This window comes from Bacillus sp. CH140a_4T (genome assembly GCF_008923725.1).
In the GTDB taxonomy this organism is placed as follows: Bacteria; Bacillota; Bacilli; order Bacillales; family Bacillaceae_G; genus Bacillus_A.
The window spans coordinates 243,668-257,515 of the sequence record NZ_WBPF01000019.1 but is presented as its reverse complement, the minus strand read 5'-3'; the positions used below and the strand labels follow the sequence as shown (position 1 = coordinate 257,515).

Genomic DNA, 13,848 nt, shown 5'->3' with positions numbered 1-13,848 from the left:
CAAGTTATGCACCCGTATATAAACGAAGTCCCTCATTCTATCTTTCAAGCATAAAGCTTGCAGGAAGTGGCACAGTATTCAAAATGAACCTGTTGCCGAGGTTTCAAAGGGCCAGTCCCTCCACCTCTCTTGATACAATGAGTAAACGAATAAATTTTATTAATTTTTGTGTTTCTTTGATAATTCAAAATCTTACACCTTGGATAATGAAGTGTCAACCGAATGATATATAGTTTAAATTTTTAGTTTTCTTTAACAAAAAAACCACTGCATATGGCAGTGGTTTTTCTATTAGAAGTTAAAGTTATCTGGATCTGGACCAACGCGACGATCTTCATTTAGAGTTTGAATTGCTTTCATGTCATCAGCACTTAATTCAAAATCGAATATATTTGCATTTTCAATAATGCGATGTTCTTTAATAGATTTAGGGATTGTTACAACTTCATTTTGTAAATCCCAGCGTAAAATAATTTGTGCAGTTGATTTATTATATTTTGTCGCAATGTCTTGTAATGTTGAGTTATCCAGTAGTTGTCCCTGCATTAATGGTGACCAAGCTTCAAGCTGGATGTTATGTTCTTTACAGAAAGCGTGTAGCTCTTCTTGTGCTAAACGTGGATGGTATTCCACTTGGTTGACCATTGGCTTAATCTCAGCGATTTCAAATACGTCTTGTAAGTGGTGAATGTGGAAATTACTCACACCGATAGCACGAACACGGCCATCTTTATAAAGTTTTTCTAACGCTTTCCATGATTCAGTATATTTCCCTTTTACAGGCCAATGTACTAAATATAAATCTAAATATTCTAGACCTAATTTCTCTAATGTAGTTTCAAATGCTTGAAGTGTTGTTTCATATCCTTGATCGCTATTCCATACTTTTGATGTAACAAATAATTCTTCACGTGAAACACCTGATTCACGAATTGCTTGTCCAACGCCTTCTTCGTTTTGATAGATTGCTGCAGTATCAATGCTGCGATAGCCATTTTTAATTGCTGCTTTTACAGATTCAATTACTTCTGAACCATCTTCTACTTTAAAAACACCTAAACCGAACCAAGGCATTTTTACACCGTTATGTAATGTTGTATAGTCTTTTAAACTTGTTAAATTCATATTATTTCCCCCTAGCTTTTTTGTTTGTTGCTTCTACTGCTTTTTGAATTCCCTCTGAAAAATTATATTCATATAAAGCTTTGAGACCCTCAGCCGTGGAACCACCTGGTGTTGTTACTTGTTCGCGGAGGTTAGCTGGATCTTGCGTTTGTTCAAGCATAGAAGCAGAGCCAGAAATCATTTGAATGACAAGGTGTTTGGCAGTTGCTTCATCGACTCCATAATTTTTTGTTGCTTCAATTAAGCTTTCAGCAAAGTAATAAAGGAAAGCTGGTGCACTTCCAGTAACGGCAGTAAGCTGATGAACTTCTTCCTCAGTGCAAAGTTGCGAAGTACCAATGCCTTTTAAAAGCAGTTGTAGGGTTTCTTGATGCATCTCGTTTACTGATTGTCCCATTGTATATAAGGAGATAGACTTTCCAATTTCAGCAGCTGTATTTGGCATAATCCAAGCAACAGGTGTTCCCTCGGGAAGTCTTTCTTCTAAATAAGATGGACCAATGCCAGCGGCTACCGTTACGACAAGTTGATTCGATAGTAACGGAGATAACTCTGCTAATAATTCTTCATGTGCAGAAGGTGGCATTGCTAAAACAATCGTATCAACAGATGAAACATGCTGCTTCCAATCTGTTGCAGTAGACACATTATATCGCGCTTGTAATTGTTCTAGCTTTTCTACGTTGCTTCGGTTAGAAACGATAATTTCTTCGATGTATTCTTTGCTTGTTTTAAGTAATCCGGAAAATATAGCTTCTGCCATACGACCAGCACCAATAAATAGAATTCGATGTTTAGTTAGCATATCCTCTATTCCTTTCTAGTGGAGATATGTTATAAAAAACGATACCATTTTTAAGAGAATTTTGTAAAAAGAAAAGACTTACTGGAGGTGGAATGGATAACGATAAGGAGGAAATCTATAGTAAAAGGAAGGGCTATTCCTTATACTGGTCATAGGGAATTTATTATACATCTGGGGAGAGATGATCATGATTAAAAGTCCACTTTTTTTATTTATTTCTAGTATCATTTGCGTATTAGTTGGATTTTATATTCAATCGAGTTATATTGAAATTTTCGCATCGGTTATGGGGATTATTAATGTTTGGTTATTAGCGAGGGAAAAGGTATCTAATTTTTTGTTTGGCATGATTACGGTTGCGGTATTTCTATATATTTTCATTACACAAGGTTTATATGCAATGGCAGTATTAGCAGCCTTTCAATTTATATTTAATGTATATGGTTGGTATTATTGGATTGCACGTAGTGGGAAGGAAGAGGTAAAAGCAACAGTTCGTTTAAATATAAAAGAGTGGACGATTTATATAATCTTCATGTTAGTTGCTTGGATTGGTTGGGGCTGCTATCAAATCCGTTATTTAGAATCAACAAGTCCATATTTAGATGCTTTAAATGCTGTACTAGGATTAGTAGCTCAATTTATGCTAAGCCGAAAAATTTTAGAAAACTGGTATTTATGGATTTTGTATAACGTAATTAGCATTGTGATTTATATTTCCACAGGTCTATACGTCATGCTAATATTAGCTGTTATTAATCTCTTTATATGTATAGCCGGTTTACTAGAGTGGAAGAGCAACTATAAAAGACAAGGGCATGTAAATAATTATATTTAAAAAATAATTAAAAGTGAAAAACCCCTGAAGCACATATGCTTCAGGGGTTTTTTAATAGATTATAAGTTTATGCTTTTGTCATACCTAACAATACAGCGCCGCCGATAATTAAAACACTACCTAGTGCAATAAAGATCAATTGACGTTTTGTTTTCTTTTCACCTAAGAAGACAATCGCACCGAATGTTGAGATAACGATTCCAGTTTGAGATAATGGGAAGCTTGTTGCTACTCCGACACGTGGTAATGAAAGAAGTAAGAATAAGTTTCCAGTTCCCCATAGTAAACCAGATAAAGCATTACGGATTGCATATTTGTTAAATGGTTTATGTTTAGACGTCAGTACAACCGCACCAACAAACATACCAACTGCTTGTGGTAAAATAGCAGACCAACCATCGATATTATACCAACGAATAATAATTACATATACAAGGTAGCCGAAAGTAGAAACAATTAAAGTAAGGAGTCCTTTTTTCAATTGTCCTGGTGGCTGTGCATTTTCTTTGTCATCTAATGATGTGAATACAACACCAACTACGATTAATAGGATTGCAATCGTTCCCAGAACAATCGTTGTTGTAGTAGTCCACTCACGAAAAGCGATAACTCCAAAGATAGAAGTTGCAACAAGTTGCATACCAGTAGAAATTGTTACGGTAGTTGAAACACCTAGTTTTTCAACTGTTTTTAATTGGTTTACTTGTCCTAAAGCCCAGAATAAACCTGAAATAAAACCAACAATCAAGACTGTCATTGTTAAAGCTGGTTGAGTAAATACATACATAATTGTTGCGAAGAATAGAGCACCGATTGTCATACCTACCGTTTGGCTATATGCACCACCGCCCATTTTTACGCTTACTAATAAGATGTTTCCCCATGCAATTGCAGGAAGAAGCGCTAATAAAATGTCCATTACAAGACTCCCTTCGATTTCCTATACCAATATAATTACATATCGTTCTAACGATCGGTAATGCCCCACTAATAGAGTAGAAGATTACCGATCGCTAAAACAGGATGAAGAATTCACGATATAAATGCGTTTTCATTTCTTCATTTTTTGAAACACCTCCATATAATAACAGGAAATTGCCTATTTTAGAAAGTGAATTCAAATAAAATGTATATTTTAATAAGAGGTAAAATTCAGTTATTTCCCGGTGGTATATTTTATTTCCTAAGAAATAAATAAGCAGCTTCGAAAAAAGCTGCTTTAAAAGTTAGTAATTCTTTTATTAATAAGCTGAATACATAGCAGAAATAGGAACGACATACTAATAGTGATAACTACAAGTGTCCAGGCGAGCTGCATATTACTTGCATCAATCGCCATATAAATTGCAGTTGGGATTGTCTGTGTTTTACCAGGAATGTTCCCAGCAAACATGAGTGTAGCACCAAACTCACCGAGCGCACGAACAAAGCTCAAAATCATTCCGCTTAGTAAGGCAGGAAATGCAAGCGGAAGTGTGACGTGTAGAAAAACTTGATATTCACTTGCACCAAGGTCACGAGCACTTTCTTCAATTTGTACATTCGCGATAGAAAATCCTGTTTTTGCTGATTGGTACATAAGCGGAAATGCAACAACTGTAGAAGCAATGATCGCAGCAGTAGATGTGAACATAATAGACTGCTGAAACAATGATTCTATCCACATTCCAATGGGACTATTGTTTCCAAAAATGATAATGAGAAAAAAGCCGATTACAGTTGGCGGAAGCACCATTGGTAATAAGAAAATAGTTTCTAATATTACTTTATATCTCCAGGAGGAACGTGCTAGCGCTCGTCCGATTATAGTTCCTAAAATGGTAACGATAATGGTGGCACATGCAGCTACTCGTAAAGATAGAAAGATTGGTGACAAAATAGCATCAAAGCTCATGGCAATTATGATAGGACTGTAAATCCATATTTTTTAAAGATAGATTGTGCATCTTTTGATTGCAAATACTCATAAAATGAAGTCGCCTCTTTCTTATGCTTAGATTCCTTTATAACACCTAATGGATAGTGGATAGGCTCATGAGAAGTAGCTGCCGCTGTCTCGCCAATTTTTACTTTGTCTGAAATGAGAGCATCTGTTTTGTATACAATACCAGCATCGACATTACCTGTTTCTACATATGTTAACACTTGGCGAACATCTTTTGTAAATACGATTTTATTTTGAATGTCACTCCATAGGTTTTCATGTGTGAGAGAAGCCTTTGCGTATTTTCCCGCAGGTACTGATTCAGGTGTACCAAGTGCGATTTTCTTAATTTTTTCATCTTTTAAATCTTGAATTTTTGAAAGGGAACTATCTTTTGGGACGACTAGAACGAGTTCATTTCCAAGAAGATTTTTCCCTTCTTTTTCATTAATGAATCCTTTTTTAACAAGAGTTTGGAATTTATCTTCGGCTGCTGAGAAGAATAAGTCAGCAGGTGCACCTTGTTCAATTTGTTGTTGAAGTGCACCAGAAGCACCGAAGTTAAAAGAAAGTTTAATATTAGGTTCTTTTTCTTTATATTTTGTTTCAATTTCTTTTAGTGCATCTTGTAAGCTTGCAGCAGCCGATATAGTAAGTTCTGCTGTTTTTCCTTCTTTAGTAGTTGATTTCTCTTTCTTATCTCCGCTTGTGCATGCAACGCTAAATATAAGAAGAAAAGAAAGTATAAGTGCTCCGATGGATCGTAATGTAAACTTGTTCATAAAAAGATCCCCTTTCGTTTTGATATATTTAATTATATCTAATTATAACTAAATATAACTAGTTATAATTGAATATAATTTGAACGATGTAGTTGTTTTTTAATATAGGAGAAATATTCTTTTCTTTGTTACAATGAAGGAAGAAAGTGAGGAATCGTCTATGGATCATCATTCCTACACAACGGAAGAAGTAGCGAAGCGATTAAAAGTATCAAAATTAACTGTATACGATCTAATTAAAAAAGGAGAACTGCCTTCTTATAGAATTGGTAGACAGATGCGCATTGATGCAACGGATTTAGAACAATATATAAAGCAAATGAAAACAGGGAAAATACAAGGCACTCCTGTAAAGAGCGAAGATAGTAGAGGCTTGAATACATGTATTATTAGCGGACAAGAACTAACGTTAGATATGTTGGCGAAACGTATAGAAAATCGCCTGCCAAGTTCAAATATATTAAGGGCATATCAAGGTAGTTTAACGAGTTTAGTAAAGATGTATCAAGGAGAAGGAAGTATCGTTAGTTTGCATTTGTTTGATGGCGAAACGGGTACATATAATGTTCCTTACGTAAAACGTATTTTAGTTGGACAACCATGTACGATGATTAATTTATTAGCAAGGAACGTTGGGTTTTATGTGCAAAAGGGGAATCCTAAAAATATAAAAACGTGGGATGATTTATCCCAATCATCTATACGATTTGTAAATCGAGAAAAAGGCTCTGGCATTAGGGTATTAGTGGATGAACAATTGCGCATTCAAAATTTAAATAAAGAACGTATTAGTGGATATGAATGGGAAGAATCGAATCATCTTGGTGTTGCCACACAAGTCGCGAATGGAAAAGCTGATGTGGGAGTAGGATCAGAAAAGTTTTCACAAATTGTAAATGTAGACTTTGTTCCAATCATGAAAGAACAGTATGATTTAGTGATTTTGAAGAATAAAGAAAATGAAGGGCTGATCGAAGTCGTGAAAGATATTCTGCAATCGGAAGAATTTCATAATGAATTAAAAGCAATTGGCGGATATGATATGACGAAAACAGGTCAAATTATATATGAAATAAACTAAAAAGCTGCTTGTCTATAAGACAAGCAGCTTTTTCTATATATAAAGGGGTTTGGGGAAACAAAGTATTAAACAAGACCTTGAGCAAGTGTGTAAATGAAAGCTGTAAGAAGAGTCGCTCCACTTGCAAGTCCGATAAAGTCTGATTTGTTAAATGTAATGTTGTTCATTATAATCTCTCCTTATTTGTTTAATGTAGTTGCAACGGCTTTTGCATCGACAAGTGCGGATAGCACCATGCCCATTGTATTTAAAAAATTGCTTGATTTCATTTTGTTCATCATACGTATCCGCTCCTTTTCGAATTGTTGTTGCCCTGCTTTATGTCTTAATTATAGGAAATATGATCGCCTGTAACTATCGAATTAGCTTACGGAAGGCTTACACTTTTGTAAGAAAAAAAGACATTCGTGTAAGAATGTCCGTTAAAGCATATTAATATGATGATGCTCTTCAATTGTTTTTAAAAAGCTACGCATTGAATTCGTCATATAGCTATCTTTACGGCGTATGAAAACCGTTGAAATACTGCCGTATTTTTCAGGGATTGCATGACAATGCACCTTACCTGCCTTAGAAAGATGGTGGACAGCGGACTGTGGTACGAGTGTAATTCCAAGGCCGAGTGCAACACTGTTTAATATTGTCTCTAATATATTAAATTCCATAATTCTTTTTGGTAGCAAACCTTCATCTTTCAGCCATCGTTCTAGTTTGGAACGGTATCCACATCCTTGGTTAAAAACGAGTAGAGGCGTTGTTGTAAATTCTTCTATATGGAAAGCTTTATTTTGTGTTACAAGCATTAATTTTTCTGTACTAACATCGTATTGTTCAATTAGTGGATGTTTAATAGGGCCTGATATAAAAGCGCCATCTAATTGGTGATCAAGTACTTCTCTAATTAATTCTTCTGTTAGACCTGCTTGTAATGATAAATCGACATTCGGATAGCGTTTATAGTAAGAAGATAAGATGGTAGGTAATGTACTTACTGTTTCGACAGTACCGATTTTTAATATACCAGACGGTGTTTCACTATCTAAAAATACTTGTTTTAGCTCATCAACATCTTGCAAAATTTTATTAACATAAACGAGCATTTTTCTTCCTTCAGCTGTTAAAGTCATGCCTCGTTTATGACGATAAAAGAGCAGTGTTTTTAGCTCGTTTTCTAGTTGTTTAATACGTGCAGTTACATTTGATTGTACGTAATTTAATTCCTTTGCGGCGCTACTTACACTACCTTTGTCGGCAACGCTCTGGAAGATTTGTAAATCTCTTAATTCCATAATATGATCCTCCTTGATGTTAACTATCATTATAAATGATAGTTAACATCATTTTGAATCATTTTACGTGATATATTTTTTCTTTTACAATTCTCTTTGTGCAAATAGAAAGAAGTGGGGGATTGTGGTGAGAAAAGGTCAAATGATAATAGGGGCTTTAGCGTGTTTAATTGCAAGTATGTCATGGGGAGCAATGTTTCCGGTTGCTGATCATGCGTTAGAATACATAGATCCATTTTATTTTTCGCTTATTCGCTATGGAGCGGTAGCGATCGTACTGATTGTATTGTTGTTAATGAAAGAAGGCAAACAGGCATTTCGTTTAGAGGGAAGAGGAAAGTTACTCGTCTTTTTCGGAACGATGGCGTTTACTGTATATAATGTACTTATATTTTTAGGTCAAATGTTAATGGGAAAACCGGGCGTGATGGTAGCCTCCATCATGGAAGCACTTATGCCGATGATTTCTATTTGTATTCTATGGGGATATAAGCATGTGAAACCGAAAAAGTATATGATAACGAGCATGATGATTGCTTTTGTAGGAGCTGTATTTGTTATTACGAAGGGTGATATGAGTTTCTTTTTAACATTGAAAGATAACATGTTTTCACTAGCGTGTATATTTGTGGGAGTTGTAGGTTGGGTTATTTATACGATGGGTGGTCAAACGTGTAGCGACTGGTCAACATTACGTTATTCTACGTTGACGTGTGTATTCGGTACGACGGTCACAGGGATTATAACCGTAATCATTACATCGCTTGGATATGTATCGGTTCCGAGCATGGGAACGATTTCTATCGTGAAATATGATTTATTGTTTATGATGACATTACCGGGAATCGTAGCGTTACTCGCTTGGAATTACGGTGTGAAAATTTTATCATCTATTAATGGTATTTTATTTATTAACTTTGTGCCTATTACGACTTTAATTATTATGATGATGCAAGGATATCAAATAACGATGTTTGATATTGTAGGGACTTTACTTGTTATCGCAGCACTCATTCGCAATAACGTTTGTCAGAGAAAAGAAGAGAATATAAATAAGAAGATTTTACAAGAAGAGCAATTACGCCAAGCTGTTTAATAGGCAATTGGAGGATTTCACATGTTAGAAAGTGTATTGTTTTTCTTTGCCGTCGGAGTTGCTTGTGAGCTTGCAGCAATTAACCGAAATGGTCGTAAGAAGATAAAACAACAAGCTGAAATGATACAGCTTTTAAAAGAGTTAAAAGAAAGAAACATTTAAAAAGACGACCGGGCATAGACGGTCGTCTTTTTCTATATAAAGGGGAAAGGGGACACAAAGTTATACAAGCGTAGCAGCGTAAATAAAAGCAGTAAGAAGAAGAGAGCCGCTAGCTAATCCTAAAAAATCTAATTTGTTAAAAGTGATATTGTTCATAATGAATTCTCCTTACTTGTTTAATGTAGAAGCAACAGCTTTTGCGTCGATTAGAGCGGAAAATACGATGCCCATTGTATTTGAAAAATTGTTCGTTTTCATCTTGTTCATCATATTGATCCGCTCCTTTTCGAATAGTCGTTGTTTCTTTATGACTTAATTGTATGAAATATTGGGGGGAGTAACTATCGAATTAGCTTACAAGAAAATTACACTTTTGTAAGAATTGAAATTTAACAATTAATACTCATTTTTATTACCAACTCCTAAAACTTAGTGTTATAATCATTGTAAGAGAATGATTATAATTCGGATGTTCAGAAAGGAACGAAACAAATGTATAAACCAATTACATTTTTGTTGAAATATATATTTAAAACAGCTGGGAAAGTAGAAGTGCAAGGAAGAGAAAAGTTACCAGAAGGTGGCCCATATGTTGTTGCGTGTACACATACAAGTTTTATGGATGTATTAATGTTAGCTACAGGGATGTACCCGACCCAAATTCATTACATGGCGAAAAAAGAATTATTTGAAGGGAAGTTCAAAAATTGGTTCTTTAAAAATGTGAATGCATTCCCTGTAGATCGTGCGAATCCAGGACCGAGTACACTCAAAATTCCGTCACGCCTATTAAAAGAAGGGAAAGTAGTAGGGATTTTTCCGAGTGGGACACGATCAACAGAAGACGTTTCATTAAAAGCTGGGGCTGTTACGATTGCGCTACGTTCTAATGTCCCGTTAGTACCGGCAGCTTATGTTGGCCCATCAAGTATAAAAGAATTAATAAAAGGGAAAAAGGCACAATTGATTTTTGGAGACCCAATTCAAATTGATGCTGAGGAACAAATAGATCGAAAGACAGCTATGAAAATGATGACAGATCAATTAAATGAGAAGTTTGATGAGCTAAAGGAAACTTTGCAATCAAATCAAAAATAAGAAAAGACGACCGGGCATAGACGGTCGTCTTTTCTATTGCTATTTATAATAAAGGGGAAAGGGGACACGAAATTTATACAAGCGTAGCGGCGTAAATAAAAGCAGTAAGAAGAACTGATCCGCTAGCTAGCCCTAAAAAATCTAATTTGTTAAAAGTGATATTGTTCATAATGAATTCTCCTTACTTGTTTAATGTAGAAGCAACAGCTTTAGCATCGATTAGAGCAGAAAATACCATGCCCATTGTATGTAAAAAATTGTTTGATTTCATTTTGTTCATCATATGAATCCGCTCCTTTTCGAATAGTTGTTGCCTTGTTTCTGACTTAATTGTATGAAAAAAAGCAGGGAGTCACTATCGAATTAGCTTACAGGAAAATTACACTTTTGTAAGAAAAACGAATGAAGGTGTAATGATGAGAAGATTTGACATATGTTCATTGAATTTATTAATTTAAGAGTAGAGGTGAGTGTATGGCTAATATTAAAGATATTGCAAAGATGGCGGGAGTTTCAGTTACGACTGTTTCGAGAGTATTGAACGATCATCCGTATGTAAGTGAAGAAAAAAGGAAAGCGGTTATAGAGATAGTTGAGAAGTTGAATTACTCACAAAACGCAAATGCCGTTCATTTATCAAAAGGGAAAACGAATATCGTTGGTGTGATTTTACCGTATATTAATCATCCATGTTTTGATGCAATGGTGGGCGGGATGATGGAGGTAGCGTTAGCTCGTAATTACAGAGTGCTACTTTGCCAAACGAATTATAATAAAAAAGAAGAAATGAAAAGTTTACATATGTTAAAAACAAAACAATTGGATGGCCTTATCATTTGTTCTCGTGCGAATGAATGGGAAACGATAGAGCCGTATGCTTCTTATGGAACAATTGTAGCTTGTGAAGATAATGATATTTCAAATGTTTCAAGTGTATATACGAATCATTCAGCAGCTTTTCAATTAGGAATGGATTATTTGATTGAGAAAGGCTATAAAAAAATTGGCTATTGCACGGGAAGGAAATTAGGACCGAGTAGTCAAAAGCGTTTTGATGTTTATAAACAGCAATTGCAATCTATAGATGAAGAAGTGAATGAGGAATGGATTTTCACAGAATGTTTTACATTAGAAGATGGTGTGAAAGTGGCTCATAAATTAAAGGGGATGCAGCATCTTCCTGAAGCATTAATAGTAGCAGGAGATGAAGTTGCGATTGGGGTTATGACAGAAGCTGAAAAATTAGGTATTCAAGTTCCTGAGGATTTAGCGATTATTGGCTTTGATAATCAACCTATTTCGCAAGTGTTACAACTTACAACCATTGATCAAAATTTAAAGGAAATAGGTAAAAAGGCCTTTGAAATGTTTTACAGGCAAATAAGTGATGAAAGTTCTAAACAGGAAAAGGTGGAAATTCCATATGAACTTGTGGAACGCTCTACCGTTTAGTTTTAATCCGTTATGTGTAAATCACATAACGGATTATTTTTTTGAAATATCTTTGACAGGAAACGCGTTTCATACTTTATAAAGGAGTTAAACCGGTCTGTAATAATCCATGGGTTCTTTTCGAAATCGTATTTGGAGGGATATGCATGAATGAACTTTTATCGAGTGTGAAAAAGTATATAGAAGATGATGAAAAGGTTTTGGCTTTTGTCGTAGGGATATTTGAAAAGGATAATTTGACGCTATCGTATCAACATGGGATTTTTGCTGCTACTACTAGACGTCTCCTTTTTTACGGGGAATTTCCATACTATCCTGCAACATTTAAAGATTATTCATATTTGCATATAGATAGCATAGATTTTCGTCCGCATTTCGAGTTTACTTGTAATCATGAAACCATTCGAGCTAAGTATATTCAGAAGGGGAATGTGGAGCGATTTGTCCGTACAGTTAGAGCAAATATGAATAATTAATCACCCCTTTGTTTAAACATAATATCTCAATCTTTAAGGGGGAAAATGCGCGATAAAAACAACTTCTAAACCTCTAGAAGATAGTGATACAATGTCAAATGGGGGGAGGTATGAACTATGGTTAATCAACGTATAAAGGAAATAACACTCATTACAATTGGTTCATTATTATTCGCAATTGGTATTAATTACTTTGCAATTCCAAACCGTTTATCAGAAGGTGGAATTATTGGTGTAACGGTTGTTACGTACTATTTATTTGATTGGTCGCCGGGGATTGTGAACTTTGCTATAAATGCAATCTTACTAGCTATTGGTTATAAATTTTTTGATAAGAAAACGATGGTTTATACAATTTTAGGGATTGTAGAAACATCCTTGTTTTTATATGTTACGGAACATATTGAGTATCATGTAAATAGTGATACGTTATTGGCGGCTCTATTCGCTGGCTTATTTGTCGGTGTCGGATTAGGTTGTATGTTCAAAGCTGGAGGTACATCAGGAGGATCGGCAATTTTAGCTCAGTTAGCAAATCAATATTTAGGATGGAGCGTTGGTAAAGGTGTACTTATTATTGATATTGTTGTAATTGCTGGTTCTGTATTTATAATAGGACAAGAAAAAGCAATGTACACACTTGTTGCAGTATTCATCGGAGCAAAAGTGATTGATTTCATTGTAGAAGGAATGGATACAAAAACGGCTGTTACAATCATTTCAAATCAACCAGACTTAATACGTGAGGCTATTACGAAAAACATGACGCGCGGTGTTACTGTATTAGAAGGACGCGGCGGATATACTGGTAAAAATAAAGAAGTTTTATATGTTGTTATTAATAAACAAGAGCTTGTTAAGTTAAAGCAAGTTATTAGTCGAGTAGATGAAGATGCTTTCGTTGTTATTCACGATGTACGTGATGTACTTGGTGGTGGCTTTAAAGCGAGCTAAAAGGTGAACGAGTAAATTCGTTCACCTTTTTTTAATTCTTACAAAAATGTAAGTGTAATGTAATGAGATTCAATAGTAGATTTTATTCCTTCTTTTTAAAATGGATGTATATATATCCTGCAGAGGAGGAATGTTTATTATGAAGAAAAAAATGATCACTACTCTAATAGCGATGATAGTGATAGTAGTAATGTTACTGCCTACGAAACTTGGACCGGTTATCGATAAATATAATCCACTTTATAAGACGAAAGAATACTATACGGTTGTGAATACAATTGGTCAGCATATTGGTGATGAATGGTATGAATATGAATTTATTGCATTTGACGAACGTGGAAGAGAACAAAAAATAAAGAAGACTGTTAAGCATATGTTAAAGAGAGATGGAGCATTAAAGGTGTATGCAAAGGGACGTTACGGCGAGGCAATTGAAGAAATTGAAGCAGTAAATATTCCTATTAATGCAAAGAGTAAACTTTTAGCGATGAGATAGCGAATTATACCCCTACCTATTTTTTGTCGAAAACAAAAATACTAGGTATGGGTATTTTTAAGGTGCATAAAAAAGCCTTAGTCTATAGGGAATAAGGCTTTTTTTATTATATAAAGGGGGAGGGGGTACATTGTAGTAGCATGAGTGAAAGGTATAAGAAGAGTAGCTACTAGCAATGTAATTTGGTTATGTGAGTGTTCTTCTTATTTGGCTTACTTGCTAACTTTATTGTATGAGATGTAAGTAAGAGAAACTATCGAATTACATTAC

At 34.9% G+C, this 13,848-nt stretch carries 18 protein-coding genes and 1 riboswitch; of the genes, 9 read left to right on the top strand and 9 right to left on the bottom strand.

Going from position 1 to position 13,848, the window contains the following annotated elements:
• Window positions 1-34: 34 nt before the first annotated feature.
• Window positions 35-139, bottom strand: a riboswitch (SAM riboswitch).
• A gap of 152 nt (window positions 140-291) precedes the next feature.
• Together F8162_RS21505 and proC are read right to left on the bottom strand one after the other, a co-directional pair.
• Window positions 292-1,125, bottom strand: a complete 834-nt coding sequence (locus F8162_RS21505) for an aldo/keto reductase (protein WP_151635480.1) — start codon at window positions 1,123-1,125, stop codon at window positions 292-294.
• Between the two features lies 1 nt (window position 1,126).
• Entirely contained in the window at window positions 1,127-1,930 is an 804-nt protein-coding gene (gene proC, locus F8162_RS21500) for a pyrroline-5-carboxylate reductase (protein ID WP_151635482.1), read from the bottom strand.
• A 187-nt stretch (window positions 1,931-2,117) separates the two neighbouring features.
• On the opposite strand from proC, the gene pnuC reads away from it, so the two are divergent.
• Window positions 2,118-2,768: a nicotinamide riboside transporter PnuC gene (pnuC, locus tag F8162_RS21495; RefSeq protein ID WP_151635484.1), complete on the top strand. Its 651-nt coding sequence runs from the start codon at window positions 2,118-2,120 to the stop codon at window positions 2,766-2,768.
• A gap of 67 nt (window positions 2,769-2,835) precedes the next feature.
• Here pnuC and F8162_RS21490 read toward each other — a convergent pair whose 3' ends face one another.
• From F8162_RS21490 to modA, 3 genes are all read right to left on the bottom strand, one after another.
• Window positions 2,836-3,687, bottom strand: a complete 852-nt coding sequence (locus F8162_RS21490) for a GRP family sugar transporter (RefSeq protein ID WP_000353549.1) — start codon at window positions 3,685-3,687, stop codon at window positions 2,836-2,838.
• A gap of 300 nt (window positions 3,688-3,987) precedes the next feature.
• Window positions 3,988-4,662 carry a molybdate ABC transporter permease subunit gene (gene modB, locus F8162_RS21485; RefSeq protein ID WP_151635486.1) on the bottom strand — a complete coding sequence of 225 codons (675 nt, stop codon included), beginning with the start codon at window positions 4,660-4,662 and terminating at the stop codon, window positions 3,988-3,990.
• A 5-nt stretch (window positions 4,663-4,667) separates the two neighbouring features.
• Entirely contained in the window at window positions 4,668-5,474 is an 807-nt protein-coding gene (gene modA / locus F8162_RS21480) for a molybdate ABC transporter substrate-binding protein (RefSeq protein ID WP_151635488.1), read from the bottom strand.
• 133 nt (window positions 5,475-5,607) lie between these two features.
• Between modA and F8162_RS21475 the strand changes: the two genes are divergently transcribed.
• Window positions 5,608-6,555, top strand: coding sequence for a helix-turn-helix transcriptional regulator (locus F8162_RS21475; RefSeq protein WP_192797649.1), 948 nt, complete (start codon window positions 5,608-5,610; stop codon window positions 6,553-6,555).
• A gap of 65 nt (window positions 6,556-6,620) precedes the next feature.
• Here the strand turns inward: F8162_RS21475 and F8162_RS21470 are convergent, their stop codons facing one another.
• The gene (locus F8162_RS21470) at window positions 6,621-6,722 is read right to left on the bottom strand and encodes a DUF3948 family protein (protein WP_001060018.1); all 102 of its coding nucleotides are present in this window, start codon (window positions 6,720-6,722) and stop codon (window positions 6,621-6,623) included.
• A gap of 255 nt (window positions 6,723-6,977) precedes the next feature.
• A complete protein-coding gene (locus F8162_RS21465) occupies window positions 6,978-7,844 on the bottom strand; it encodes a LysR family transcriptional regulator (RefSeq protein WP_151635492.1) in 867 nt (288 codons plus the stop codon).
• 127 nt (window positions 7,845-7,971) lie between these two features.
• Here F8162_RS21465 and F8162_RS21460 point away from each other — a divergent pair, with 127 nt between their 5' ends.
• Window positions 7,972-8,940, top strand: coding sequence for a DMT family transporter (locus F8162_RS21460; RefSeq protein WP_151635494.1), 969 nt, complete (start codon window positions 7,972-7,974; stop codon window positions 8,938-8,940).
• A 21-nt stretch (window positions 8,941-8,961) separates the two neighbouring features.
• Window positions 8,962-9,102, top strand: coding sequence for a YrzO family protein (locus F8162_RS21455; protein WP_061677922.1), 141 nt, complete (start codon window positions 8,962-8,964; stop codon window positions 9,100-9,102).
• Window positions 9,103-9,162: 60 nt separating this feature from the next.
• On the opposite strand, the gene F8162_RS21450 is transcribed toward F8162_RS21455, so the two are convergent.
• On the bottom strand, window positions 9,163-9,258 hold the full coding sequence (locus F8162_RS21450) for a DUF3948 family protein (RefSeq protein WP_001060007.1): 96 nt from the start codon (window positions 9,256-9,258) through the stop codon (window positions 9,163-9,165).
• Between the two features lie 336 nt (window positions 9,259-9,594).
• Between F8162_RS21450 and F8162_RS21445 the strand changes: the two genes are divergently transcribed.
• Entirely contained in the window at window positions 9,595-10,200 is a 606-nt protein-coding gene (locus F8162_RS21445; protein WP_000277785.1) for a lysophospholipid acyltransferase family protein, read from the top strand.
• A gap of 73 nt (window positions 10,201-10,273) precedes the next feature.
• On the opposite strand, the gene F8162_RS21440 is transcribed toward F8162_RS21445, so the two are convergent.
• Window positions 10,274-10,369 (bottom strand): DUF3948 family protein, encoded by a 96-nt coding sequence (locus tag F8162_RS21440; protein ID WP_001060010.1) that lies wholly within the window; start codon window positions 10,367-10,369, stop codon window positions 10,274-10,276.
• A gap of 305 nt (window positions 10,370-10,674) precedes the next feature.
• Here F8162_RS21440 and F8162_RS21435 point away from each other — a divergent pair, with 305 nt between their 5' ends.
• The 4 genes from F8162_RS21435 (at window position 10,675) to F8162_RS21420 (ending at window position 13,578) form a co-directional block, all read left to right on the top strand.
• The gene (locus F8162_RS21435; protein ID WP_151635496.1) at window positions 10,675-11,652 is read left to right on the top strand and encodes a LacI family DNA-binding transcriptional regulator; all 978 of its coding nucleotides are present in this window, start codon (window positions 10,675-10,677) and stop codon (window positions 11,650-11,652) included.
• 146 nt (window positions 11,653-11,798) lie between these two features.
• Complete coding sequence (locus F8162_RS21430; RefSeq protein WP_151635498.1) at window positions 11,799-12,128, top strand: PH domain-containing protein; 330 nt, start codon at window positions 11,799-11,801, stop codon at window positions 12,126-12,128.
• A gap of 117 nt (window positions 12,129-12,245) precedes the next feature.
• Window positions 12,246-13,082: a YitT family protein gene (locus F8162_RS21425; protein WP_144616137.1), complete on the top strand. Its 837-nt coding sequence runs from the start codon at window positions 12,246-12,248 to the stop codon at window positions 13,080-13,082.
• Window positions 13,083-13,221: 139 nt separating this feature from the next.
• The gene (locus F8162_RS21420; protein ID WP_151635500.1) at window positions 13,222-13,578 is read left to right on the top strand and encodes a YxeA family protein; all 357 of its coding nucleotides are present in this window, start codon (window positions 13,222-13,224) and stop codon (window positions 13,576-13,578) included.
• Window positions 13,579-13,848: the final 270 nt, after the last annotated feature.

What these genes read in the sequence shown, in the direction of transcription:
- F8162_RS21440 (WP_001060010.1), bottom strand. Translation starts at nt 10,369, where the DNA reads ATGAACAATATCACTTTTAACAAATTAGATTTTTTAGGGCTAGCTAGC.
- F8162_RS21490 (WP_000353549.1), bottom strand. Translation starts at nt 3,687, where the DNA reads ATGGACATTTTATTAGCGCTTCTTCCTGCAATTGCATGGGGAAACATC.
- F8162_RS21435 (WP_151635496.1), top strand. Translation starts at nt 10,675, where the DNA reads ATGGCTAATATTAAAGATATTGCAAAGATGGCGGGAGTTTCAGTTACG.
- F8162_RS21445 (WP_000277785.1), top strand. Translation starts at nt 9,595, where the DNA reads ATGTATAAACCAATTACATTTTTGTTGAAATATATATTTAAAACAGCT.
- proC (WP_151635482.1), bottom strand. Translation starts at nt 1,930, where the DNA reads ATGCTAACTAAACATCGAATTCTATTTATTGGTGCTGGTCGTATGGCA.
- modB (WP_151635486.1), bottom strand. Translation starts at nt 4,662, where the DNA reads ATGAGCTTTGATGCTATTTTGTCACCAATCTTTCTATCTTTACGAGTA.
- F8162_RS21465 (WP_151635492.1), bottom strand. Translation starts at nt 7,844, where the DNA reads ATGGAATTAAGAGATTTACAAATCTTCCAGAGCGTTGCCGACAAAGGT.
- pnuC (WP_151635484.1), top strand. Translation starts at nt 2,118, where the DNA reads ATGATTAAAAGTCCACTTTTTTTATTTATTTCTAGTATCATTTGCGTA.
- F8162_RS21470 (WP_001060018.1), bottom strand. Translation starts at nt 6,722, where the DNA reads ATGAACAACATTACATTTAACAAATCAGACTTTATCGGACTTGCAAGT.
- F8162_RS21505 (WP_151635480.1), bottom strand. Translation starts at nt 1,125, where the DNA reads ATGAATTTAACAAGTTTAAAAGACTATACAACATTACATAACGGTGTA.
- F8162_RS21475 (WP_192797649.1), top strand. Translation starts at nt 5,608, where the DNA reads ATGAAGGAAGAAAGTGAGGAATCGTCTATGGATCATCATTCCTACACA.
- F8162_RS21420 (WP_151635500.1), top strand. Translation starts at nt 13,222, where the DNA reads ATGAAGAAAAAAATGATCACTACTCTAATAGCGATGATAGTGATAGTA.
- F8162_RS21450 (WP_001060007.1), bottom strand. Translation starts at nt 9,258, where the DNA reads ATGAACAATATCACTTTTAACAAATTAGATTTTTTAGGATTAGCTAGC.
- F8162_RS21430 (WP_151635498.1), top strand. Translation starts at nt 11,799, where the DNA reads ATGAATGAACTTTTATCGAGTGTGAAAAAGTATATAGAAGATGATGAA.
- modA (WP_151635488.1), bottom strand. Translation starts at nt 5,474, where the DNA reads ATGAACAAGTTTACATTACGATCCATCGGAGCACTTATACTTTCTTTT.
- F8162_RS21455 (WP_061677922.1), top strand. Translation starts at nt 8,962, where the DNA reads ATGTTAGAAAGTGTATTGTTTTTCTTTGCCGTCGGAGTTGCTTGTGAG.
- F8162_RS21425 (WP_144616137.1), top strand. Translation starts at nt 12,246, where the DNA reads ATGGTTAATCAACGTATAAAGGAAATAACACTCATTACAATTGGTTCA.